Origin of the sequence: Billgrantia pellis, from assembly GCF_008297955.1 — a bacterium.
Lineage (GTDB): Bacteria > Pseudomonadota > Gammaproteobacteria > Pseudomonadales > Halomonadaceae > Halomonas > Halomonas pellis.
On the sequence record NZ_VTPY01000001.1, the window covers coordinates 599,622 to 620,984 of the forward strand.

The 21,363-nt window shown below is 52.5% G+C and carries 18 protein-coding genes; 15 read left to right on the top strand and 3 right to left on the bottom strand.

What is annotated here, in order from left to right; genetic code table 11:
• Positions 1-40: 40 nt before the first annotated feature.
• From pseB to F0A17_RS02940, 14 genes are all read left to right on the top strand, one after another.
• Positions 41-1,039, top strand: coding sequence for a UDP-N-acetylglucosamine 4,6-dehydratase (inverting) (gene pseB / locus F0A17_RS02875; RefSeq protein WP_149326814.1), 999 nt, complete (start codon positions 41-43; stop codon positions 1,037-1,039).
• Positions 1,039-2,202: a UDP-4-amino-4,6-dideoxy-N-acetyl-beta-L-altrosamine transaminase gene (gene pseC, locus F0A17_RS02880; protein ID WP_149326815.1), complete on the top strand. Its 1,164-nt coding sequence runs from the start codon at positions 1,039-1,041 to the stop codon at positions 2,200-2,202. Before pseB ends, pseC begins: the two co-directional genes overlap by 1 nt.
• Positions 2,199-2,942: a pseudaminic acid cytidylyltransferase gene (gene pseF, locus F0A17_RS02885; protein WP_149326816.1), complete on the top strand. Its 744-nt coding sequence runs from the start codon at positions 2,199-2,201 to the stop codon at positions 2,940-2,942. The genes pseC and pseF overlap by 4 nt, the downstream gene beginning before the upstream one ends.
• Positions 2,926-4,119 (top strand): UDP-2,4-diacetamido-2,4,6-trideoxy-beta-L-altropyranose hydrolase, encoded by a 1,194-nt coding sequence (pseG, locus tag F0A17_RS02890; protein WP_187774600.1) that lies wholly within the window; start codon positions 2,926-2,928, stop codon positions 4,117-4,119. The genes pseF and pseG overlap by 17 nt, the downstream gene beginning before the upstream one ends.
• 3 nt (positions 4,120-4,122) lie before the next feature.
• Positions 4,123-4,782 (top strand): formyltransferase family protein, encoded by a 660-nt coding sequence (locus F0A17_RS02895; RefSeq protein WP_149326817.1) that lies wholly within the window; start codon positions 4,123-4,125, stop codon positions 4,780-4,782.
• Positions 4,769-5,818, top strand: a complete 1,050-nt coding sequence (pseI, locus tag F0A17_RS02900) for a pseudaminic acid synthase (RefSeq protein ID WP_149326818.1) — start codon at positions 4,769-4,771, stop codon at positions 5,816-5,818. Before F0A17_RS02895 ends, pseI begins: the two co-directional genes overlap by 14 nt.
• 140 nt (positions 5,819-5,958) lie before the next feature.
• Positions 5,959-7,083: a hypothetical protein gene (locus F0A17_RS02905; protein ID WP_149326819.1), complete on the top strand. Its 1,125-nt coding sequence runs from the start codon at positions 5,959-5,961 to the stop codon at positions 7,081-7,083.
• Entirely contained in the window at positions 7,080-8,216 is a 1,137-nt protein-coding gene (locus F0A17_RS02910; RefSeq protein ID WP_149326820.1) for a hypothetical protein, read from the top strand. The genes F0A17_RS02905 and F0A17_RS02910 overlap by 4 nt, the downstream gene beginning before the upstream one ends.
• Positions 8,200-9,036: a glycosyltransferase gene (locus tag F0A17_RS02915; protein WP_149326821.1), complete on the top strand. Its 837-nt coding sequence runs from the start codon at positions 8,200-8,202 to the stop codon at positions 9,034-9,036. Before F0A17_RS02910 ends, F0A17_RS02915 begins: the two co-directional genes overlap by 17 nt.
• Positions 9,037-9,142: 106 nt before the next feature.
• Complete coding sequence (gene galE, locus F0A17_RS02920; protein WP_149326822.1) at positions 9,143-10,156, top strand: UDP-glucose 4-epimerase GalE; 1,014 nt, start codon at positions 9,143-9,145, stop codon at positions 10,154-10,156.
• A gap of 276 nt (positions 10,157-10,432) precedes the next feature.
• Positions 10,433-11,719 carry an exopolysaccharide biosynthesis polyprenyl glycosylphosphotransferase gene (locus F0A17_RS02925; RefSeq protein ID WP_228716783.1) on the top strand — a complete coding sequence of 429 codons (1,287 nt, stop codon included), beginning with the start codon at positions 10,433-10,435 and terminating at the stop codon, positions 11,717-11,719.
• 300 nt (positions 11,720-12,019) lie between these two features.
• Positions 12,020-13,261 (top strand): O-antigen ligase family protein, encoded by a 1,242-nt coding sequence (locus tag F0A17_RS02930; protein ID WP_228716784.1) that lies wholly within the window; start codon positions 12,020-12,022, stop codon positions 13,259-13,261.
• The gene (locus tag F0A17_RS02935) at positions 13,261-14,433 is read left to right on the top strand and encodes a glycosyltransferase (RefSeq protein WP_228716785.1); all 1,173 of its coding nucleotides are present in this window, start codon (positions 13,261-13,263) and stop codon (positions 14,431-14,433) included. Before F0A17_RS02930 ends, F0A17_RS02935 begins: the two co-directional genes overlap by 1 nt.
• Positions 14,434-14,566: 133 nt before the next feature.
• Positions 14,567-15,655: a glycosyltransferase gene (locus F0A17_RS02940; RefSeq protein WP_149326824.1), complete on the top strand. Its 1,089-nt coding sequence runs from the start codon at positions 14,567-14,569 to the stop codon at positions 15,653-15,655.
• 119 nt (positions 15,656-15,774) lie between these two features.
• On the opposite strand, the gene F0A17_RS02945 is transcribed toward F0A17_RS02940, so the two are convergent.
• The gene (locus tag F0A17_RS02945; protein WP_149326825.1) at positions 15,775-16,842 is read right to left on the bottom strand and encodes a glycosyltransferase; all 1,068 of its coding nucleotides are present in this window, start codon (positions 16,840-16,842) and stop codon (positions 15,775-15,777) included.
• 325 nt (positions 16,843-17,167) lie between these two features.
• Here F0A17_RS02945 and F0A17_RS02950 point away from each other — a divergent pair, with 325 nt between their 5' ends.
• Entirely contained in the window at positions 17,168-17,971 is an 804-nt protein-coding gene (locus F0A17_RS02950; protein ID WP_149326826.1) for a glycosyltransferase family 32 protein, read from the top strand.
• Between the two features lie 39 nt (positions 17,972-18,010).
• Here the strand turns inward: F0A17_RS02950 and F0A17_RS02955 are convergent, their stop codons facing one another.
• Both F0A17_RS02955 and F0A17_RS02960 read right to left on the bottom strand, forming a co-directional pair.
• Positions 18,011-19,327, bottom strand: a complete 1,317-nt coding sequence (locus F0A17_RS02955; protein ID WP_149326827.1) for a hypothetical protein — start codon at positions 19,325-19,327, stop codon at positions 18,011-18,013.
• Between the two features lie 25 nt (positions 19,328-19,352).
• The gene (locus F0A17_RS02960) at positions 19,353-21,245 is read right to left on the bottom strand and encodes an LTA synthase family protein (protein ID WP_187774601.1); all 1,893 of its coding nucleotides are present in this window, start codon (positions 21,243-21,245) and stop codon (positions 19,353-19,355) included.
• Between the last annotated feature and the right edge of the window lie 118 nt (positions 21,246-21,363).

A 21,363-nucleotide genomic window follows, 5' to 3' on the forward strand; every position in this document is an offset into this window, starting at 1 on the left:
GATCGAATGGTAAGTTGTCGACTAACAATGGGAAATGTTAATGTTTAATAACGAATCAATTCTGGTAACCGGCGGGACCGGCTCCTTCGGTCATACATTCATTCCTATGCTGCTTGAGCGCTACAACCCAAAGCGTGTCATCATCTTCTCGCGTGATGAGATGAAGCAGTGGGAGATGGCAAAAAAATTCGAAGGCGATGCACGCGTTCGCTTTTTCATCGGGGACGTGCGCGATCGAGATCGGGTCTATCGAGCTTTGGATGGAGTGGATTACGTCGTTCATGCTGCAGCGACTAAAATCGTACCTACTGCCGAGTACAACCCCTTTGAGTGCGTCAAAACCAACGTGATTGGCGCGATGAACCTGATCGACGCCTGTATTGACAAGGGCGTCAAGAAGGTAGTGGCGCTCTCAACCGACAAGGCCAGCAGCCCGATCAATTTATATGGTGCGACCAAGCTCACTTCCGACAAATTGTTCGTTGCAGGCAACTCGTATGCCGGTGGGCACAACACCCGCTTTGCGGTAGTGCGCTATGGTAATGTCATGGGGTCGCGGGGCTCGGTGATCCCTTTCTTCATGTCGATCCGTGACAAGGGTGTACTGCCGATTACCGATGAGCGCATGACCCGCTTCATGATCAGCTTGGAGCAGGGCGTGGAGCTGGTATGGCATGCCTTCGAGGATATGGAAGGCGGAGAAATATACGTCAAGAAGATCCCTTCCATGAAAGTTACCGACCTTGGGCGGGTCGTCGCCCCCGAGGCCAATCAGGAAGTGGTGGGCATTCGCCCAGGCGAGAAGCTGCATGAGCAGATGATCGGGGCCGAAGATGCGTACTACACCTACGAGTATCCGGAGCATTTCAAGATTCTGCCAGCTATCAACAGCTGGGATCAGGATGCCAACCGTATCAAGGATGGCAAAAAAGTGCCGGAAGGCTTCGTCTATGCCAGTGACAACAATAAGGAATGGATGAGTGAGACCGAGCTTAAGGCGTGGATTGATGCCAACTGGGAAAAGATCGGGGCCATCTAATGATTCCCTACGGACGCCAGGATATCCAGCAAGCCGACATCGACGCCGTGCTGCAGGTGTTGCAGTCGGACTTCCTGACTCAAGGGCCAATAGTGCCTCGCTTCGAGCAGGCGGTAGCGGCAAAGGTGGGCGCACGTCATGCGCATGCGGTTAACAGCGCCACCTCTGCGCTACATATTGCCTGCCTGGCGCTGGGTTTGGGGGAAGGAGATTGGCTGTGGACCACACCGATCACTTTCGTAGCTTCCGCCAATTGCGGTCGATACTGCGGTGCTCAGGTGGATTTCGTTGACATCGACTCTCGCACCTATAACCTTTGCCCCACAGCGCTTGAGGCCAAGCTAGAGCGGGCTGAGGCTCAAGGTCGCCTGCCCAAAGTGGTGGTGGCGGTACATCTGTGCGGGCAGCCCTGCGACATGCAAGCGATCCACACTCTTAGCCGGCGCTATGGCTTCCATATTATCGAAGATGCCTCCCATGCTATCGGTGGCAAGTACCAGGGAGAATACATCGGCAGCGGACGTTACAGTGATATAACCGTGTTCAGCTTTCATCCAGTCAAGATCATCACCACCGCTGAAGGGGGTATGGCGCTGACGAACGATGATGCCTTGGCTAGCCGCATGGACCTGCTGCGAAGCCATGGCGTGACCAAGGATCCGGAGCTGATGACCCACGAATCGGATGGCCCCTGGTATTACCAACAAGTTGACCTTGGTTTCAATTATCGAATGACCGAGCTGCAAGCTGCGTTGGGCGTTACCCAGTTGGAGAGACTTGATGATTATGTCGCCCGACGCAACGCTTTGGCCGAGCGCTACGATAGCCAGTTGACCCGTCTACCCGTGGTCACGCCTTGGCAACACCCCGACAGCTACTCAGGGCGCCACCTCTATGTGATCCGTCTCAAACTGGATGAAATCGACGTCAGCCATCGCCAGGTATTCAAGTCCCTGCGTGAGCAGGGTATAGGCGTAAATCTACACTATATACCGGTGCATACTCAGCCCTACTACCTGGCGATGGGATTCCAGCGGAATGATTTCCCTGAGGCCCAGCGCTACTACGCCGAGGCTATCAGCCTGCCGCTTTACCCCACCATGACGACCGCCCAGCAAGACGAAGTCGTAAATGCCTTGCAGCAGGCAATGGAGGTCGCATGAGCGATAACGCTCGTTCGGGTAGCGTGGCGGTGATTCCCGCCCGGGGTGGCAGCAAACGGATTCCCCGCAAGAACATCAAGCCGTTTGCCGGTAAACCAATGATCGCCTGGTCGATCGAGGCTGCCATTGCCAGCGGCTGCTTCGATCGCGTCATCGTTTCGACAGATGACGATGAGATCGCCACGGTAACGAGGGAGTGGGGCGCCGAGGTGCCATTTCGTCGCCCGCCCGAACTATCCGATGACCATACTGCCACCATTCCCGTCATAGGCCATGCCATCGAGTGGCTCCGCGAACAAGGTGAAGCCCCAACTGCCGTATGCTGCCTTTACGCCACGGCGCCCTTCGTGCAGCCGGAAGACCTGAAAAAAGGCTATCAGAGACTGCAGTGTCATGAAGACGTGGACTATGCCTTTTCAGTGACCAGTTATGCCTTCCCCATTCAGCGAGCGCTACGCTTGACTCCGCAAGGGCGCGTGGCCATGTTCCAGCCGGAACACTTCAACACCCGCTCCCAGGATCTTGAAGAAGCCTGGCATGACGCGGGACAGTTTTACTGGGGGCGAGCCGAGGCGTGGATAAACGGCTTACCGATATTCTCGGAGCGTGCCATGCCGGTAACTCTCCCGCGCCATCGTGTGCAGGATATCGACACCCACGAGGATTGGCAGAGGGCCGAATGGTTATTCAAAGCTTGGCAGACGGAACAAGGGGCGGAGAATAGTGAGTTACCGGGCTGATGCAAACGGGGGAAAGGTCGTTGCCATTCGCGCCGATGCATCGCTCGAGATTGGCACTGGACACATCATGCGCTGCCTCACCTTGGCCCGTGCACTACGGGAGGCGGGAGCCGAGTGTCACTTCCTTTGCCGTGAGCACCCCGGCAATTTGATCGACCTGATTCAGGCCGATGGCTTCGTCGTGCATCGTCTACCGCTGGTTGGATATGACAATGCGGGCCAGCTTTCCCCTTTAAATGAGCGGCCCATATCCGAGGCTGTAAAAGAAGCCCAGCCGCATAGGTCGAATGGCATGACGGAGCATTCCCATTGGCTGGGCGCTCACTGGCAAGCCGATGCAGGCCTATGCAAGTCGATTCTCGAGGGCCTGGCCCCCGACTGGCTAATAGTGGACCATTATGCGCTGGATGCCTGTTGGGAAAAGACGGTGCTCTCTAAGGGTGCTCGTTTGGTAGTTATCGATGATCTGGCGGATAGATCGCATATAGCGGACATACTTCTCAATCAGAACCTGGGGCGCCGTGAAGCCGACTATCTAAATTTGGTTCCCGATAACTGCCAACTCTTGATTGGGCCGCGCTATGCTCTGCTACGCTCTGAATTCTCCGCTTGGCGTGAGACTAGCCTGAAGCGTCGAAACACTCCGCGGCTCCAGCACTTGCTGATCACTTTGGGAGGGGTTGATCAGGATAACGTCACTGGCCGAGTGCTCGAAGTGTTGAGCCAGTGCTGCTTTACCGATGAAATGCAGATCACTGTTGTGATGGGCGCGACAGCTCCCTGGCTCAATGATGTCCGAGTCAAGGCCCTAAGAATGCCATGGCCCACCGAAGTCGCGGTCAATATCGATGACATGGCGAGACGTATGGCCGAGGCCGACTTGGCCATTGGCGCGGCTGGCAGCACATCTTGGGAGCGCTGTTGTCTTGGTCTACCGACTGTAATGGTGGCTCTGGCCGAGAACCAGATATCGATTGCTCATCATCTGGACAAGGCCCGGGCCGCGATCTATGTTGGCTCCACTGCCATGCCGACCTGGGCACGTCAGTTGGGTCAGGCAATGGAAATGATTATCACAGAGCCGACCCGCCTCGAGGCAATGACGGAACACGCTGCCTACCTCACAGAAGGGCTGGGGGTGAAGACTCTCGTCGAATATTTATTGAATGATGGGTGAGATATGCAGATCACGCTTCTTTGCACAAGCCCTGAGCATCCCGTCAACGACTGGTTGGCACGTTGGCAGGCGTTGCATCAGGTAAACCATGATATCACTTTGTGCCGAGACAAAGGTGACCTGCCCGGCGGAGATATATTATTTCTCATTTCCTGTAGTCAGATCATCGATGCAGCCACTCGGGCGAGCTATCGATATACCTTGGTACTGCACGCCAGCGACCTCCCGCGCGGCCGTGGCTGGAGCCCTCATGTCTGGGCTCTGCTCGAGGGCGCTGAAGCTATTACGGTGAGCCTCCTTAATGCCGAGGATGGCGTGGATACTGGGGCTATCTGGGCCAAGCGGACTATACCAATACCGGCACACGCGCTATATGATGAAATTCACTGTTTGCTGTTCGACACGGAACTGGCGCTGATGGACGAGGCGTTACAGCTTATCTCGGCAGGGTGCGAGCCCGTGCCCCAACCCCTACATTTCCACCCGACCTATTATCGAAAGCGTACGCCATTGGATAGTGAGATCGACCCTAGACGACCCCTGAGTGAGCTGTTCTCGACTATTCGGGTAATGGATCCGCAGCGATATCCGGCTTTCTTTCGCTTACACGGACACATCTACACCATCGAGTTCAAGAAGGTGACCAACCATGAAGACAATTAATATCGACGGACGCGTGATCGGTCCCGAACAGCCTCCCTATATCATTGCTGAGCTTTCGGCTAACCACAATGGCAGAATCGAGACAGCGCTTAAGATAATTGAGGAGGCTAAGCGTGCAGGCGCTGATGCCATTAAGCTGCAGACGTATCGGCCGGAGACTATTACCCTTGACAGTGACCTGCCGGACTTTCAAATCAAAGAAGGTTTATGGAAAGGTTGTACACTGTATGAGCTCTATCAATGGGCACATACCCCTTGGGAATGGCATAAGTCACTTTTCGAACATGCCCGCAAGCTCGATATTACGATTTTCAGCTCACCTTTCGATAATACGGCTGTTGATCTGCTTGAAAGCTTGGGGGCGCCCGCCTACAAAATAGCTTCCTTCGAGGCTGTGGACCTGCCGCTGATAGAGTATGTTGCCAAGACGGGCAAACCGATGATCATCTCGACAGGTATGGCCGATGCCGAAGAGATCCAGGAAGCCATAGACGCCGCACGCGGTGCCGGCTGTGAACAGTTGGCGATTCTACACTGTGTCAGCGGCTACCCAGCACCGCCGCAAGATTACAATTTGCGTACTATCCCCAATATGCTTGAACGCTTCGGCCTGGTCACTGGCCTTTCGGATCACACCATCGACAACACCACAGCCATCGCAAGTGTAGCCTTGGGAGCCAGCGTAATAGAAAAGCATTTCACTTTGGACCGAAACGGAGGTGGTCCAGATGACAGTTTTTCGCTAGAGCCGTCTGAGCTCGCTGCTCTATGTCGCGATAGCAAGACTGCATGGCAAGCTCTCGGCAAGATAGATTACGGGCGTAAGTCGAGCGAACAAGGTAATGTTAAATTTAGAAGATCTTTATATTTTGTAAAAGACTTAGTTGCTGGGGATGTTATTACTAATGATAGCGTAAGGAGTGTGAGGCCGGGATATGGGCTGCCACCTAAATTTTTACAAAAAGTTTTGGGAAAAAAAGTAAATAAGGACGTGAAGGCCAACAGTCCAGTCTGCAAGGAAATCTTGCAAAATTAAATGAACTAAGCTGAAATGGCCGGGCTTTGATTTATAGTTGAGTTAAAAAGTAAGATTTTTCATACAATCCTAACGAGCCTGGCACAACTGATAGGTCGTTTAATTTTGATATATAGGTATAGGAAATTATTGGGGCCTACATGATTGAAAAAGTTATTAAATTAGAAGATAACTGCCACTTGTGGGAAGTCAAATATCGAGGAATTCCTGTGTGGAGCTACATTAGAGGAGTTTATTTTTCGCAATACTTGCCCTACAAAGCAAAAGTGAAGTTTTCTACTGCTGACATTTTTGCTTTTTTTACCTTCTTGACTATGCGATTTAGAAACGTTAAAGTTGTTTTCTTTTTGCCTGCAAGGGAAGATGTTATATCCTATCAAAAGGATGTTGTATGTGCTTTTAAAATTAGTAATCCAATTACTTTTATACGCGCGGAAGGAGGTGAAACGGGGAATGTTTTTTTTATAGAACTGCTTAGATTCATTTTTAGAAAAATTTCTTTTTTGTTTTGCTATAGCGAATATAAAAGGTTGAGAAGTGAAGTTTGGAGCGAGTTGAGCTTCGATCCAAGCATACCATTGCGCAATTTCCTAGGCGATTATTATTTTTTAAAGCTTATCGTTTTTTTCCTTAAAGGGAAAAAAGTGTATTATACAAACTGTGTGGTACCTCAAGTAGAGCGATTTGAAAACAGCCTTGATTCTTGTGAGTTGCAACATGGAGTTATACACAGTGAGCATTTGGACTATTCATATGTACCATACGTTAAAAATAGCGTAATAGTATATAGTGAACATTATTTGAATGTGCTAGAGAAAATAAAGTTCTCTGGTAAGGCTGTCGTTGTTAGGAAGTCAGTATATAAGAATGATATTTTTTTTGATTGCATTATTTTCACCACAATTAACTTAAAGTATTGCTCACTAGTCGATGAGCTTTTTAAATCTCTTAATTCACATGATCTAATTAGTAGATTGTATGTAAAAAAACACCCGCGTGACAATTACGCATATCAGTTTTTAAAAAAAGAGAAAATTCTTCTTAAGGCATCCCCCTTAGATGCTAAAATAGCGATATTGCCAGACACTTCTTTGATCATAAACATGGTTGAGGTTAAAAAAGAATTTATTTATTTACATCTTGAGAATATTTCTGTTGAGGAAATTAAAGAAACTTTATACCGAAAATACAAGGTTGACTCAAGCTTATTAAAGATCGCTACTAATAAAAAAGAATTACTTGATTTGATAAGAGCGTTTTTGTGAATATTTCGTTTAGCAAAACGTATATATATCTGGCGTTTTCAACTATATTCGTTCCATATTACTTTTCTATGGCCGCTATGGCGACCTGCGCCTCTGTTCTAATTTTTCAGGCTGTTATAAAGTTTAGAGCATGGGTGCCTGTGGTCTTTTTATCCCTGCTAAGCATTTTTATTTTTCACTTTTTTGGTGGTTATTTAATTACAGAAAGCTATAACTTATACTTAATAAAACCCTTTTTCTTTATTTTTTTGATCCTATCGTTACGAAGCGTGCTCTTTATAGAGGGAATGGACGGTGCAAGAGCCTTGATATTAAAATTATCCAAATTTACCACAATTGTTTTTTTCTTAATTACCTTTTTCCAGTTACTATTTCCTCAATATCCTATTTGGAATTACATGGCAGAGCATCACTACCACTTATTGGCGATGCAAAATAGTATTCGACCTTTTGGTTTGCTTGGAAACCCAACTCATTCAGGCTATTTGGCATTAATTCTTTGTGCTATTTTTCTTATGTTGAAGGAAAGATTTGTCTGGTTTTATCTTGCTTGTTCTTTATTGATTTTTATGCAAAATAAAGTTTCTATCATCACCTTCTCGTTATTGTTGTTGCCGGTTTTCATCAAGGATTTGCGGAAAAATCCATTAAACTTATCAGCGCTTTTTCTGGCTATTTTATTGGGCGGGGTGGCGCTTTACTTTATTTTATTTAAAACATTTGATAGATGGGCAGAAAGTAGTTTTCAAGTACACACAATCAACCATAGGGTAAACGTTTATAAAAGTATCCTATTAGAGGCGGATTGGTCGAACCTAATTTTATGGGGAGATGTGGAAGTATTTAATAGACTTTCTATGACTGCCTTTGATTCGTTACCAGCTCTATTGATTACTCAGTCGGGAGTGCTGGTGTCTTCTCTTGTAGTTTTAAGCCTGCTTTATAAAATATCTGATCGAAGGTCTTTCATTTTGTTTTTAGTTCTTGTTTTGCCTAGTCTAACTATGGTTGCTTTTTTTAATTTTCAGTATATACTTTTCTACGCACTTGTGTATGTTTTTATTACTTCTTATCTTCATTGCATGAGAAGAAGTTTATCAGTAGAACGTAAACTTAATGCAGCTGGAGTATAAATTGATCCCTTTCACAGTTCTTCTTTCAATATACGAGAAAGAAAAAAAAATAAATTTTAATAGCGCCATGGAGAGTATTTGGGACTATCAAAGCTTGAAGCCAAACCAAATAGTATTGGTTAAAGACGGCCCCCTTCCAGCCGATTTGGAATTGCTAATAGAAGAATGGGAAAAAAAAATTGGAAAAGATACCTTTGATCTAGTTAGTTTAAGTGAAAATGTCGGGCTTGGAGCCGCGCTAAATCAAGGAATCAATATTTGCCGTAATGAATTGATTGCTCGGATGGACACAGATGATATTTCTTTACCTCATCGTTTTGAAAGGCAGATTGCCTTTATGCATGAACATCCTTGCGTTGATGTTTTAAGCGGCGCAATAGAAGAGTGGGATGAGAATTTTGAAGAAAAAATATTCACCAAGCGCCTCCCTATAAAACATGAAGAGATAGTTAAGTACTCTAGTTTAAGGTCGCCAATTAACCATCCGGCAGTTGTTTTTAAAAAAAGCGCTGTTATCAAAGCGGGAGGCTATCCTGAAATTTATCCTGAAGATTACGCCCTCTGGATAGAAATGCTACATAAAGGATGCATATTTTCGAATATACCAGAAGTGATCTTGAGAATGCGCACTGGTGTTAGTTTTTATGCTAGGCGTGGACGTAAATTTCTTTCAGGTGAACTTTATGTTCTTCGCCTTCAGTTAGAATATGGAATGATATCTAAGCTCAAATACGTCTCGCTCGCGACTTCAAGGTCTATGCTAAGATTGTCTCCCTCCTTAGTTAGAAGGTTACTATATAAAACATTTCGGAAAGTCTGAGAGGTGGTTGTTGCACGTTACTTGGTATGAAAACTAATTTTAGGGTTGGCATAAATCTCTTAATAAAGTGCCACTAAACGAATTGTTTTTGGTTGGAATGTTTGATATGTTTATTCTTGTTACGGGCGGGGCTGGATATATAGGATCTCACACAGTTCTGGAGTTGCTGGAAACCGGTCACAAAGTAGTGGTGCTGGACAATTTGGTAAATGGTTCATACGAGTCTATACGCAGAATTGAAAAGATTTCTGGAAAATCAGTGCCTTTCGTTGAGGGTGATGTCCGTGATCGTGATTTGTTGAGTAAAATTTTTCTAAATTATCAAATCGAAGCTGTAATTCATTTTGCAGGACTAAAGGCTGTGGGCGAAAGCGTTGTTACGCCATTAGCATATTACGATGCAAACGTCGTTGGCAGCCTTGTGCTATGTCAAGCTATGGCTGATGCAGGTGTGTATAGCCTTGTGTTTAGTTCTTCAGCGACTGTGTATGGCCCGCATGCACCTGTGCCGTATGTCGAAGACATGCCTAGGGCATGGACTACAAGTCCATATGGAAATAGTAAGTCGATAGTAGAACAGATGCTAGAAGAGCTTAGTCAATCTGACCCGAGATGGAGGATTGTCCTCTTGCGTTACTTCAATCCTGTCGGGGCTCACCCGACAGGATTGATAGGAGAAGATCCTCGTGGCGTACCTAACAACTTAATGCCGTTTATTTCTCAAGTTGCGATAGGGCGTATCCCTGAGCTTACGATCTATGGTAATAATTACCCTACCAAAGATGGTACTTGCATTCGGGACTATATTCATGTTATGGACTTGGCGTCAGGCCATGTGTTGTCCCTAAAGGCTTTAAGAAATGGAGTGAATACTTATAATTTAGGGACTGGAGAAGGTATATCAGTATTGCAACTCGTAAAAACTTTCGAGAATATAACAGGCCAATCCGTGCCATACCGTTTTGGCCCTAGGCGTGAAGGAGATCTTGCCGCTTTTTGGGCTGACCCCAGTCAGGCTCAACGCAAACTGGGTTGGTGCTCCGGGAGGGGTATTGAGGAAATGGTAAAGGATACTTGGCGATGGCAGAAAAATAACCCAAATGGTTATGACGCTAGCTAAGCTAAATAGTTCGTCTTCCCGGTTAGTAGTAACTAAAGTGCTTGCTTCGTCTTAGAGTTCTCTCCGATCCTTATGGTTAATTCCGCAAGAATGCTTGTTGTTTTTTCTACAACTAACTTCTTTAGTTGGCCAGTTTCTTGGTGAGGATTTTTTGTTCCGTTATTTTAATCTCTAGGTGTATTAACATATGCTTAGTTAGTTTTATTAATGGAAGGGTTGCCATTCGGTTATAGGTTGGTGCTTGCTAACAAAGATTAAGGAAAGGCTAATAGGGCGATGGAGAAAATGAGTAAAACAGGATATGAACGACGCCATTCGCGGTGGTACGAAGCTCTCCTTCTTGGTTGGCCATTCCAGTTGTTAGTAGGGGTGCTGATTACTGTCGGGATGCCTTCTTTGGAGCGCTGGGGCTGGGGGTTTTGGGACTATTTGCCCCCTGTTCGCAGCAATACTTTATTGGCATGCATGCTGGCCTTTATAGGAGTACTCTGGACGCTTCGTCGAATGCACCGTTTTCCCGGTGCGCGAGTATCCGCATTTATTGCCCCTACGGTTTCATCGGCTTATTTGTTAGTGGTGGCAGTTCTTTTTTTTACTCGAGAGGAATATACGCGACAAGTACTGTTCGGAAGTTTTCTGATGAGCTTGGGCTGGTTTTATTTGGCATTTTTTATGGGGCGTCGTTATCGTCGAATGAAATTAGCCATTGTCCCCATTGGACGTGTGGATGAATTACGTCCTACTCCCGATATAGAGCTACGAAGCTTGCCTCAACCGGATTTGGCTGGCGTTCGATATGATGGTGTTGTGGCCGACTTGCATGACGATGAACTATCTCCTGAATGGGAAAGGTTCCTGGCTCGCTGTACGCTACATCATATACCCGTTTACCATGTGAGGCAGATTCAAGAATCTTTGACCGGACGTGTAAGAATTGAACATTTGACAGAAAATGAGTATGGCAGTCTATTGCCATCACTGAGCTATCAAGGAGTAAAACGTTGCATTGATTTTATAGCGGCTTTGCTTCTTCTACCACTTCTAGCGCCTATAATGCTGGTGACTGCTATTTTTATTCGCCTGGATAGTCCCGGCCGTGCGCTGTTCATACAGCAGCGAATGGGCTTCCGTGGTGTGCCTTTTAAAGTTTATAAGTTTCGTAGTATGCATGTTGAAAAAAAAGGCAAGGGTTTTACAGAAGGAGAAAATGATCCGCGTATCACGAGGGTAGGTAGGCTCATTCGGAAGTGTCGCTTGGACGAGCTCCCGCAGATCTTTAATGTGCTGAAAGGCGAAATGAGCTTCATTGGCCCACGTCCGGAGTCCATGGAGCTTTCCGAATGGTACGAACGTGATGTGGCGTTCTTCAGCTACCGTCACGTGGTACGGCCAGGGATTTCCGGGTGGGCCCAGGTTGAGCAAGGGTACGCCGCCGAAGTGGATGGAATGACAACTAAACTTCAGTACGATTTTTACTATATCAAGCATTTCTCGCTATGGCTGGACATTCTTATTGCTTTCAAGACACTCAAGACAATAGTAACGGGTTTTGGGGCGAGGTAATGCCCGAGGATGGAGCGTGTCCGTTTCGTTTAGGGGCTGCAGCATTCATTCCTTTACTGCCGTTGCTGGTTACGGCACATTATTTCTCCCTGCCTCGTTGCCGCGCCTTGCGCGGCAACGTCGTTCTGGCCGCCTGGAATCTGCTACCATGCGCGCTCCTTTTATGACGTGAAGAGTGGCGTAGCAGTGAGGCACCCCCTATCCTACCTTGAACCGGGCGTATCGTGCCCCACTTGGCATTCCCCCCTGTGGCTCTGTTGGCTTGGCCTGTTAAGTGTTTTGCTCTACGCAGGGCTGCGCTTGGTCGCGCATGATATCGGTGAGTTGGCCGGCACCCTGATGGCCTTGACGGGGCTTTTTGCCGTCCTGCGCTGGGGGCGGGGCATTCGCGGCAGTGGTCCGCTATGGTTGCTGCTGGCCGTCGTGGGGGTGCAGTTGATGTCTTGGGGCGCCGGATATCTTAGCCATCCCGAATGGGTGACCGACAATCCCCGGCTCGATCGGCTTGCCAAGTGGTTCCTTTTTATCGGCTTGGCATGGTGGCTGCGAGGAAGCACGCGCGCCACCCTGCTGGCCTGGAGCCTGGGCCTGTTTGGGCTCGTGCTGGCCGTGTTCTTGCCCGAGGGTAGCCTTGAGCAATGGCAGTTGGGGCTAAGAGGGGCGCGGGCCGAGTTCGCGATTCGCAATGCTCAGCATGATGCCATGCTCTTCGGAACAGGCTTGCTCGGGCTTGTCTGCTTTGCCGGTCGTTGCTGGCGAGGGAACGGTACCCTGATGTGGGCACGCCGCCTGCTTTGGGCACTGGCTTTGACGGTTTGCGTAATGGGTATCGTGGTGACGCAAACCCGGGCCGTGTGGCTGGCGGTACTGGTGGTAATACCGCTGATGGCTGGCTTGGTGTGGTGGCATGGTCGGGCCACATCGCGCAATTCAAAGTGGGCCCTGGTCATCGTGGCATTGGTAATGTTGGCAGGGGCGATGGCCCTGCATGAGCCGGTAACCAAACGGCTTGCGGGTGAAGAACATATCCTCATCCAAGCCATGGAAGGTGATTGGAAGTCGATTCCCTACAGCAGTATCGGCAATAGATTGGTGACGTGGCGAGCTTCGATAGACTGGATTGCCGAGCGGCCGTTGGTCGGTTGGGGCGAAAAAGGGCGCAGCCTTGTCATCGACTATACCGATTGGTTGCCTGAAAGAACCCGGAATCATTACGGGCATCTGCATAATACGGTGCTCGAAGTTCTCGTCAGTTACGGCCTGTTGGGCTTGGCAGTGGTGCTTACGCTAATCGCTTGGATTGGCCTCGGCACTTGGCGTGCGTGGCGGGCGGGCACGATGCCAAGGGACATGGCGTTGTTCGGAGCGGCTTTCTTTCTATTCTATGTCATTGTCAACCAATTCGAAGCTTATAGTAATTTTTGGACCGGTGCCTATGTCCAGAACTTGATCGCAGGCGGGCTGGTAACCCACATCTGGCGCTGGCAGTGGGAAAGCGGTCAGCGTGTCTTTAACACTTGCAAACGCAAGGCAGATTCCTGATGCGTACCCTGGTGGTGGTTCGCTCGCTCAAGATGGGCGGTATGGAACGCGTGGCGGTGAACTTAGCGGATGCCTTTGCCCAGGCCGGGCACGAGAGCCACTTGCTCAGTTTCCGGCGTGTGAAGAAGCCGCTGGCCCCGGAACGCGAGCAGGTACGGCAGCATCATCTAGCCCTGCGGTGGTGGTCACGGGCTACCGGGGTGGGCCTATTGCTCGAGTTGTGGGCTAGGTTATTCCTGAATCCTCTGGTCAGACGCTCGCTGTTCTTGGGCAGCGGAATCATGGGAGGTGTGGTGTTTCGGGTATGGCTCAGGACCTTCGAGCGGCAGTATGGGAAAGTGGATCGTATCGTCTTTCGTGGGGTGGGTACCTTCGAGATGGTTTGGACATTCCGTGACGATAGGGCCTGCTATGTCCTCGAGAACATCTTGCAGCTTGGCAAGAAACTTCGGCGCCAGCGGGTCTTCGCGCGCTGTTTATACCAGGGGCGGCATCTCGTGGCCGTCTCCGATGGGGTGGCGGACAGCGTTCGCCAGGCCATGGACACGTTGCGCTTCAGGCCGGCTTCCCTGCGGGTGATCTACAACCCCTGCCCGGTGGAAAGTATCCGCCGGCAGATGCGACAACCCGACCCGGACCTTCCCAGCGAGCCTTATATCGTGAATGTGGGGCGGCTGGTGCCGGCCAAGGACCAGGCGCTTCTGCTGCGAGCCTATTCCCAGTCGGGCGTCTCGCTGCCCCTGGTGCTGGTAGGGGACGGCCAGGAGCGCGACCGACTCGAAGCGTTGGCGAAAGAGCTGGGTATCGCCGAGCGCGTCGTGTTCGCAGGGCAGCGAGACAATCCGTACCCCTGGATGCGCCATGCCCGCCTGTTCGTGCTGAGTTCGCGCTTTGAAGGCATGGGTATCGTGCTGTTCGAAGCCTTGGCTTGCGGAACGCCGGTGCTTAGCGTGGATTGCCCGGGGGGCATTCGCTCGGTGCTGAAGGGGGAGCTTGAGACAAGTATCGTCCCTCACGATGAGAATAGTCTGGCGACCGGTATCCACGATGCCGTTCAGGGTGAGAAACCGAGAATCGAAGCAAAGTGGTTGGGCGACTTCCGACCTGAGGAGGTGGCGGAGCGTTTCGTTTTACCGAGACATCGGGATGCGCCTTCGGCCTTGACGAAATGATCGTTCTTGGCCTTACCAGGGCTTGAGAAAGAACGTAAGTCTTCCGTGAGGGTTGTCGTCGGGCGCTGGCGGGGGCCGCTTGTGTTATCAGGGCTGTGTTCGAGGGGGATCGAGTGGGAGCGTTACGTAGAGCATGACGCATATTCTTTTCCTGACGGACCATCTCGGTGGCGGCGGAGCGCCGATTTCCATCCTTGCCTTGGCCAATGTACTGATGGCACGCGGCTGTTCGGTGACGATACTCTCCTTACAGGATAAGGTTTGGCATGAGCCGCCGGAGGGGGCCGACATTCACGTACTGAGCTTTGCCTACCGTGGCCTATGGCAGAAACTTCGGCGCTATCGTCTCCACGCTCGACGTTTGAATGTCTGGCTTGCCAGCCAGTCCCGCTCTTTCGATCTGGTAGTGGCGAACTCGCACTACAGCCATCAGGTGATCAATCGCTCCTGCCTTGCCGACAGGGCCTGGCTCTGCATTCGGACCGACCCTGCCGCCGATCTCATGGGGTCGCATCGCCCACGTAGGCTCGCCCGTCTGCGCCATCTTTACCATGGGCGCAAGGTGCTGGGTATTTCCAGCGGCATGCTCGATTCACTAAGGCAACTGGAAATCGTTCCGGCCCAGTGGCGGATGATCCCGAATGTCATCGATGCACATGCCATACAGGCAACCATGCGCGTGCCCGTCCCCTACGAGGACTACATCGTCTATGTTGGTCGCTTGGAAAGGCGGCAGAAGCGCTACGACAGGCTGTTCTACGCCTATAAAACCAGTGGCGTATCCCAACGCCTTCTGGTCGTGGGCGATGGGGAGATCGATGAGGCAAGAGCGTTAGCCGTTTCGCTCGGTATTTCCGACCGAGTCATCTTCCTGGGCAAGCAGGCCAATCCTTATCCGTACATGCACCATGCACGATTGCTCGTTCTGGCTTCGGATTATGAAGGCTTCGGCCGGGTGATTGCCGAATCCCTGGTGTGCGGTACGCCTGTCGTCAGTACCGATTGCCCATCAGGCCCAAGGGAGATTCTCTTGGGTGAGCTCGCGGAATGCCTGGTGCCACTGGACAATGGCGAGTTGCTAGGGCGACGCATGGCGGAGTTGATTGAGAAGCCGCCCGTCATAAGGCCCGCTCACTATGCAGCTTACACGCCCGAACACATCGCCGATCAGTACCTTTATCTGGTTAATCGCGACGGCGAGCCCCCCATGGCGAAAGAGTGAAATCACTCCCTCAGGTATTACCCTCGTGATGTCTATCGTACTCGCCCCGAAGCTTGTTGGCGGTCAACGACTTCTTGAGTTCCGGCGTCACGTTATGTCTTGATCATCATGCGTCGAGCTTATAGCGCCTCGAACTGAGGCAGCACCGTTTCCTTGAGGAATTGCCGATAGTGGCGTTCCTGGATCTCGATGGGGGCCTGGTCCATGCGTGCGATCGCATCGGCCAGGCCCTTTTCGTTTTCGGGGGCCACCAAAAAGCCAGCCAATTCCTGGGTGAGGATCTCTCGCGGGCCACTGGGGCAATCGGTACTGATGACGGGAGTATGAAGTAACAGCGCCTCGATGAGGACTCGTGGCAATCCCTCGGCGTCGGACGTCAGGATGACCGCCTTGGCCTGGGCAATCCAAGGGTAGGGGTTATGATGATAACCAGCCAGGATGACGCGGCTTTCGAGGCCGAGCTCCTCGATCTGTTCCCGGATGACGCCTTCGTGCTCCGGTCTGCCCTTGCCCATGATGACCAATGGCGTCTCGACGCCACTCTTGGCGTAGGCGCGCAGCAACCGGTCATGACGCTTGCGCGGCTCCAGGGCCGCCACGCAAAGGAAATAGTTGGTCGGCGGCAGTTCGGCAGGCTCGGCGGCCATGGCCACGAAGGGTTCGCGCTCGTAGGGGTTGTAGATGGGAAGGATGCGCTCGGCATTCAGGCCGATCACGTTCTCCAGGTTCTCCTTGACGCCTTGGGAGACGGCAATGACCTGGCGGCCGTGATAGAAACGCCGCACCTTCTCGAAGGCGCGCCTGCGCTTCTTCGGATCGCTGAACTTGGCCGATACATCGGACTTCACCCAGAAATAGAGGTGGGGAAGACGCAGATGTCGAGTGATCTTGTCGCAGGAACAGGAAATGACCACGTCGGGCTGCCATGCATCGAGTGCCTCGCCGATCTGCTTTGCCTGCCACTTCTCGGTGAGCACCGTGGAGGTGGCCTTGGTGACTGAGGTGACCACGCCCAGGTTTTCGATGGGTAACCCTTCGGGAAGACGGTGCTCGATCAGCTTCCGCAAGGTGAAGACGATAACCTCGTGGCCCCGTTGGCGTAGTTGATCGGCAGTATAGAGCAGCGACTTCTGTGCGCCGCCACCGTAAAGGTCTTCGATAACAAAGGCGAAGCGTTTGCGGGCCACTGGCACTCCTTTTGTTGACGGCTGACAAATAGGCAAGAGGCTACCACAAAGAAAGAGAATGACGATGCATAGATAATGGCGTTACCGAGTGGACAGGCCACGTTACTTTCCGTGAGCCAACGTTGAAGAAACCCTACGCAATCGACCCCAAGGCTTAACCGGAAGCATGGTAGTGTTCGCCTTTTTTCGCGTGGCGGGAAGGGCCGCTAGGTCAGTGCCTGGTGGAACCGCAGGCGAAGGCTCTTGTCTCAGGACGACTGCCACGCGGTTCATCGTGCATGACGCGCGGTGCAACGTACCACACGAGACGTAAAGGGGAATACCGATGAGGAAGTGGGTTGTGCTGGCCTTTGCCAGGATCGTCAAACTGCTGGCCAACGTGACCAAGGTAGGCGCCTATGCCTTCCATGCGCTCTTCCCCGGTAAGCGTTTCCTCATTCCCGAGCGGGCGGGCCCCTGGTGGCGGTCTCGTCGGTCGACCGAAGTGCCCCGTATCATCTGGCAGACCAATTTCACCGACAAGGTGACGCTACCGGTTTACCTCAACTATCTGTTCAATCGGCTGATGGCGCCGGGCTTCGAGTATCGCTTCATGATTACCGAGGCGCGGGCGGACTTCGTCCGCGCGAACTACTCGCCGGCGATCTTCGACGCCTACTCACGATTGCAGGTGGGGGCGGCCCAGGCGGACTTCTGGCGCGTACTGGTATTGGAGCAGCATGGCGGTGTCTACCTGGATATTGATGCCCACGTGGTGTGGCCGCTGGAGCGTATCGTCAAGCCGGGCATGGAAGAGTTGTACCTCACCACCCGGCGCGGGAAGCTCACCAATTACTTTATTGCCAGCAAGCCGGGCAACCCGACTATCGGTCGCCTCGCCGACGCCATCTACACGAACATCGTGAGCGACTCCGGCAGGAAGGTCTTCGACCTGACGGGGCCAGGGGTGTTCAACCAGGTGTTGTCGGATCGCGAGGTTCCCACGGCGTCGTACCGCTATACCTGCAACCAGGGCAACTTCACCAACGAGTACTTCCAGTACATCGACAAGCCCGAAGGCAAGTGGACGAAACAGCAACACAAGATCGATGTCGTTCGGAAGCGCGAGCCTGTCAAGCAGAAGCCATGATCGGTGACAGAGCCTCGTGCAGCTTGCTTCCCTACAGGGTCAGGTTCGCGTAACCACATCGATGGCCCTTTCCAGTGCGCCCCTTCCCTTGGCATTCCCTTTGTGCTGTTCCCACCAGAGTTGATGAATGCTTCTTATCCTTACCGTAGCGCGTCGAATGCCAAGCGTTTGCGCCATGGCGAGCCTGTGCAGCCCTTTATTGATCTTGACCAGATGGCCATTCCGGTCAATGGCGATGCCGAGTTTGTCCTTGCCCAGGTCGGCCTTGAAACCGAAGCAGCTCATATCTTCCATGTAGAGCCGATAGCGGCTCAGGTAGATCAGTATGCGCGCTTCCGAGTCGAGCACGATACCGTGGTGGTGTGAACGAAGTGGGCGACCTTGCTCCAGTTTTTCCGTTAATTCGGCATAGCTATTGCTTGTCGTCAGGTCGAGGCGGTGGTCCCAGATATCCTGTACGAATCGCTGCCGCTGGCTACGGGAAAGGTCTGCTGTTACTAGGTCCCAGTCTCCGGGCCAAATGAAAATATTGGAGACTTTGCGCCGTTGGGTGCGGTTTGGAAAGGAGTCGGGAAAGCTCAGCCCTTGGCTCAGTTGATTGGGGTCGATATCGAGATCCAGCCGACCGTTGAAATACGCTTCCACGCTGCGGCGGGGTAATCCGTGGGTTTCCAGCAGGCCGCCGCCGGGCTTGCCGTTCAGCCAGCGCTCGAAGAGCTTGTCTTCCACCGGGCGACCCAAACGGCGCTTGAAACTCTCCTTCAACCGATAACCCGTACGAGACCGCAGCATCCGAAAGCGCAGTGCAGGGTCATATAACGGAGGGTAGACGCGCTCACCGCTGGGCGTCTTGGGGGCGTGGCGCTGCTCGATTTCCGCCTTGATGAGTTCCTGCAGTTCAACGTCAAGCGTGCGAGACGGCGCGATGGGCGGTACCTGCTCGACCAGCGTTGCCAACCATGCGCCGCTCAATTGGACAGGCCGCGGTCCGGTGGGCGTTTCCACTGTCGCGGTATCGCCGGCTGGCATGCTTGCCAGGCGGTACCTCACGGCCTGAGGGGAGCCGTGCAACGCCAATAATTGACTGTATAGCCGACTGCCGAGGATGCCTAGCAGCCACACGCTAGCGGAAAGGTGTCTGTCTCGCCCGGGCAGGTTGCGCCAGGCAAGTAACAAAGTGTCTCGACAGACCGCATCACGATGCTGTGGCTGTTCGAGAAAGCGGGCCGTAACACCAAGCAGGCGGGGCAACCAGCCACTTATCAGCCGTTCGTAAGCAACTTCCTCGGCACTGCTACCTTCTATAAGAGCTTCCAGCCGCTCATTTTCGGCTCTGGCGGACAATTTCCTTTCCATGACAAGCCCGTGACGTTGGAAAGAATTATTGTACGATACTTAGGCCTCGGCCTTCGAACAGGTGCCGCTGAGCCGTTTTGGTCAATGCATAAGCATCCCTTGCCTTATCGCTATCTGACGGTTGGCATGGCGAATAAAGCAAGTCTAACGCCAAGGCCTGATCAGGCCACGTCGCGCAGCGCATCCGGTCGGGGGCACTGAGTGGGATCTCGACCAGCCGATCGTTGCCTGAGAACCAGGTGAGATTGCCCGCATGATAGAACTCGGCCAGTTGCGGGGCGGTGGGATCCAGCAGTGAATGGCCCATTGCGTTGGGCATGGTCAGGCCGAGGATATCCGCCACGGTGGGGGCCACATCGCGATGATGGGCGATCCGTTCCGGCTTGGCGGGGGAGACCCTGACGGGGGCATGGATAAGGAAGGGCAGCAGGAAGCGATCCAGGGGAGTGCTGGCGACCCGGGTGGTATGGTCGGAAACCAGCACCAGCATCCAGGGATGCTCCCATTCACGCTGCTCCAGGGCCGTGACGAACTCACCGAGTTCGTGGTCCGCCAAGCGCATGACGTTGCGCATGGCACTGTGACGGTCGCTTCCCGCAAGCAAAGGAGGAAAATCCGGCCGAAGCTCAGTGGCATGGGTGGAGTTGGTGTTGATGCCGGCGAAGAAGGGCTCTTGAAGCTGATCGATTGTCTCGAGCACGAAGCGGTAGAGGTCGTGGTCGTAGACGCCCCAGGCATTTTCCGCATAGTCCCGCGTCACGATATCGGCCTTGCCGTAGCTTGCCGAGAAGCCGAGCGACTGGGCAAATGAGCCGACACCGCTGGTGTTCTCGTGCGAACCCTGGAAGAAGGCTGTCTGCCAGCCATGATCGCGAAGGATTTCCGGAAGGCAGCGGTAGTCGTTCATGGCCAGCCTGGTTTCCGCCACGCTTCGCCCCAGTGGGTTCTGGTAACTGCAGAATAGGCCGAACATGCCTTCGCTGGTGCGCAGTCCGCTGGAGACCATACGGTAGGTGCTGAGCGATCGCTCGGCAAGGGCATCGAAATGGGGAGTTATCGGCTGGCCATTCGCTTCCGCTTGGCTGTGATAGCTCGACCAGCTTTCTAACATCACGAAGACAACGTTGACGGGACTGACCGTGTCTTGGACCCGGGAAGGTTGATTCGAAAGGCGTTGGCGATAGAGCGCCCTGACGCGCTGCTGGGCTTCACTGTCGTCCATCCACTCGAGGGCGATGGGCTCGATGGTGTTCTTGCTGCTGCTTTGCAGGCCGTACAGGGCGGCATAGGCGCCGTTGAGTGCCGCAGTGGCTTCGCTGCTGTTGCCAAGACGCAGGGCATCATCCGGACCTTGGGGCAGGCCGTTGATACTGCCGCGTACGAGCAGCACCGTGGCGGCGACGACGGCGATCACGTTCAGCTCCAGCCGCCAGCCGCGGCGTTCGCTTCTGCTGGGCCACCAGGGGAACTGATAGGCGAGGCAAAGGAGGAAGACAATGCCCAGCACCCAAGGCCAGTGCAGCACGAGCATGTTCAGCAGGCTACCGGCCGAGTTCAGGAGTTCTCCCGCTTCGTAACCCAGGTGCCGTCCGGTTTCCTGCCAATAGAGCCAGTCGCCGAGGTGCGCACTGAGCAGTATGGCCAAGGCAGGCATCAGCCACCCCTTGCGTGGCAACGTCGGCAGCAGGCGGGCGAAAGGCCACATGACGAGAACGGTGAGTCCGGCCAGTAGCGCAGCGACCGCCAGGTCGAAGCGCAGGCCCCACCACCAGGCACGTTGCCAGAGGCCTTCGGGCACCATCATGTCTGCGGAGAGCAACCTGATTCCCCAAGTGACAAGAGCGAGCAGGGTGGAAAAGAGTAGCCAGGTGCGAAAGAGCGAGGGAACGGTCGTTTGGGTTGTCGTCTTGACGGGCATGGGTACGTTCATGGGGCGTGATGTCAGGTAGCCTGGGCCGGGAGATGGCAGTATCAGGGAGGTATCGGCCGCAGAGCAGGTAACTTTAATAAAAGTGACATCAGCCCTTCATTCGAGC

Bases quoted from the DNA above. Each gene is read 5' to 3' on its own strand.
- F0A17_RS02925 (WP_228716783.1), top strand. From the start codon at position 10,433: ATGGAGAAAATGAGTAAAACAGGATATGAACGACGCCATTCGCGGTGG.
- pseI (WP_149326818.1), top strand. From the start codon at position 4,769: ATGAAGACAATTAATATCGACGGACGCGTGATCGGTCCCGAACAGCCT.
- F0A17_RS02905 (WP_149326819.1), top strand. From the start codon at position 5,959: ATGATTGAAAAAGTTATTAAATTAGAAGATAACTGCCACTTGTGGGAA.
- galE (WP_149326822.1), top strand. From the start codon at position 9,143: ATGTTTATTCTTGTTACGGGCGGGGCTGGATATATAGGATCTCACACA.
- F0A17_RS02895 (WP_149326817.1), top strand. From the start codon at position 4,123: ATGCAGATCACGCTTCTTTGCACAAGCCCTGAGCATCCCGTCAACGAC.
- pseF (WP_149326816.1), top strand. From the start codon at position 2,199: ATGAGCGATAACGCTCGTTCGGGTAGCGTGGCGGTGATTCCCGCCCGG.
- F0A17_RS02935 (WP_228716785.1), top strand. From the start codon at position 13,261: ATGCGTACCCTGGTGGTGGTTCGCTCGCTCAAGATGGGCGGTATGGAA.
- F0A17_RS02960 (WP_187774601.1), bottom strand. From the start codon at position 21,245: ATGCCCGTCAAGACGACAACCCAAACGACCGTTCCCTCGCTCTTTCGC.
- pseC (WP_149326815.1), top strand. From the start codon at position 1,039: ATGATTCCCTACGGACGCCAGGATATCCAGCAAGCCGACATCGACGCC.
- F0A17_RS02955 (WP_149326827.1), bottom strand. From the start codon at position 19,327: ATGGAAAGGAAATTGTCCGCCAGAGCCGAAAATGAGCGGCTGGAAGCT.
- F0A17_RS02940 (WP_149326824.1), top strand. From the start codon at position 14,567: ATGACGCATATTCTTTTCCTGACGGACCATCTCGGTGGCGGCGGAGCG.
- F0A17_RS02950 (WP_149326826.1), top strand. From the start codon at position 17,168: ATGAGGAAGTGGGTTGTGCTGGCCTTTGCCAGGATCGTCAAACTGCTG.
- F0A17_RS02915 (WP_149326821.1), top strand. From the start codon at position 8,200: ATGCAGCTGGAGTATAAATTGATCCCTTTCACAGTTCTTCTTTCAATA.
- pseB (WP_149326814.1), top strand. From the start codon at position 41: ATGTTTAATAACGAATCAATTCTGGTAACCGGCGGGACCGGCTCCTTC.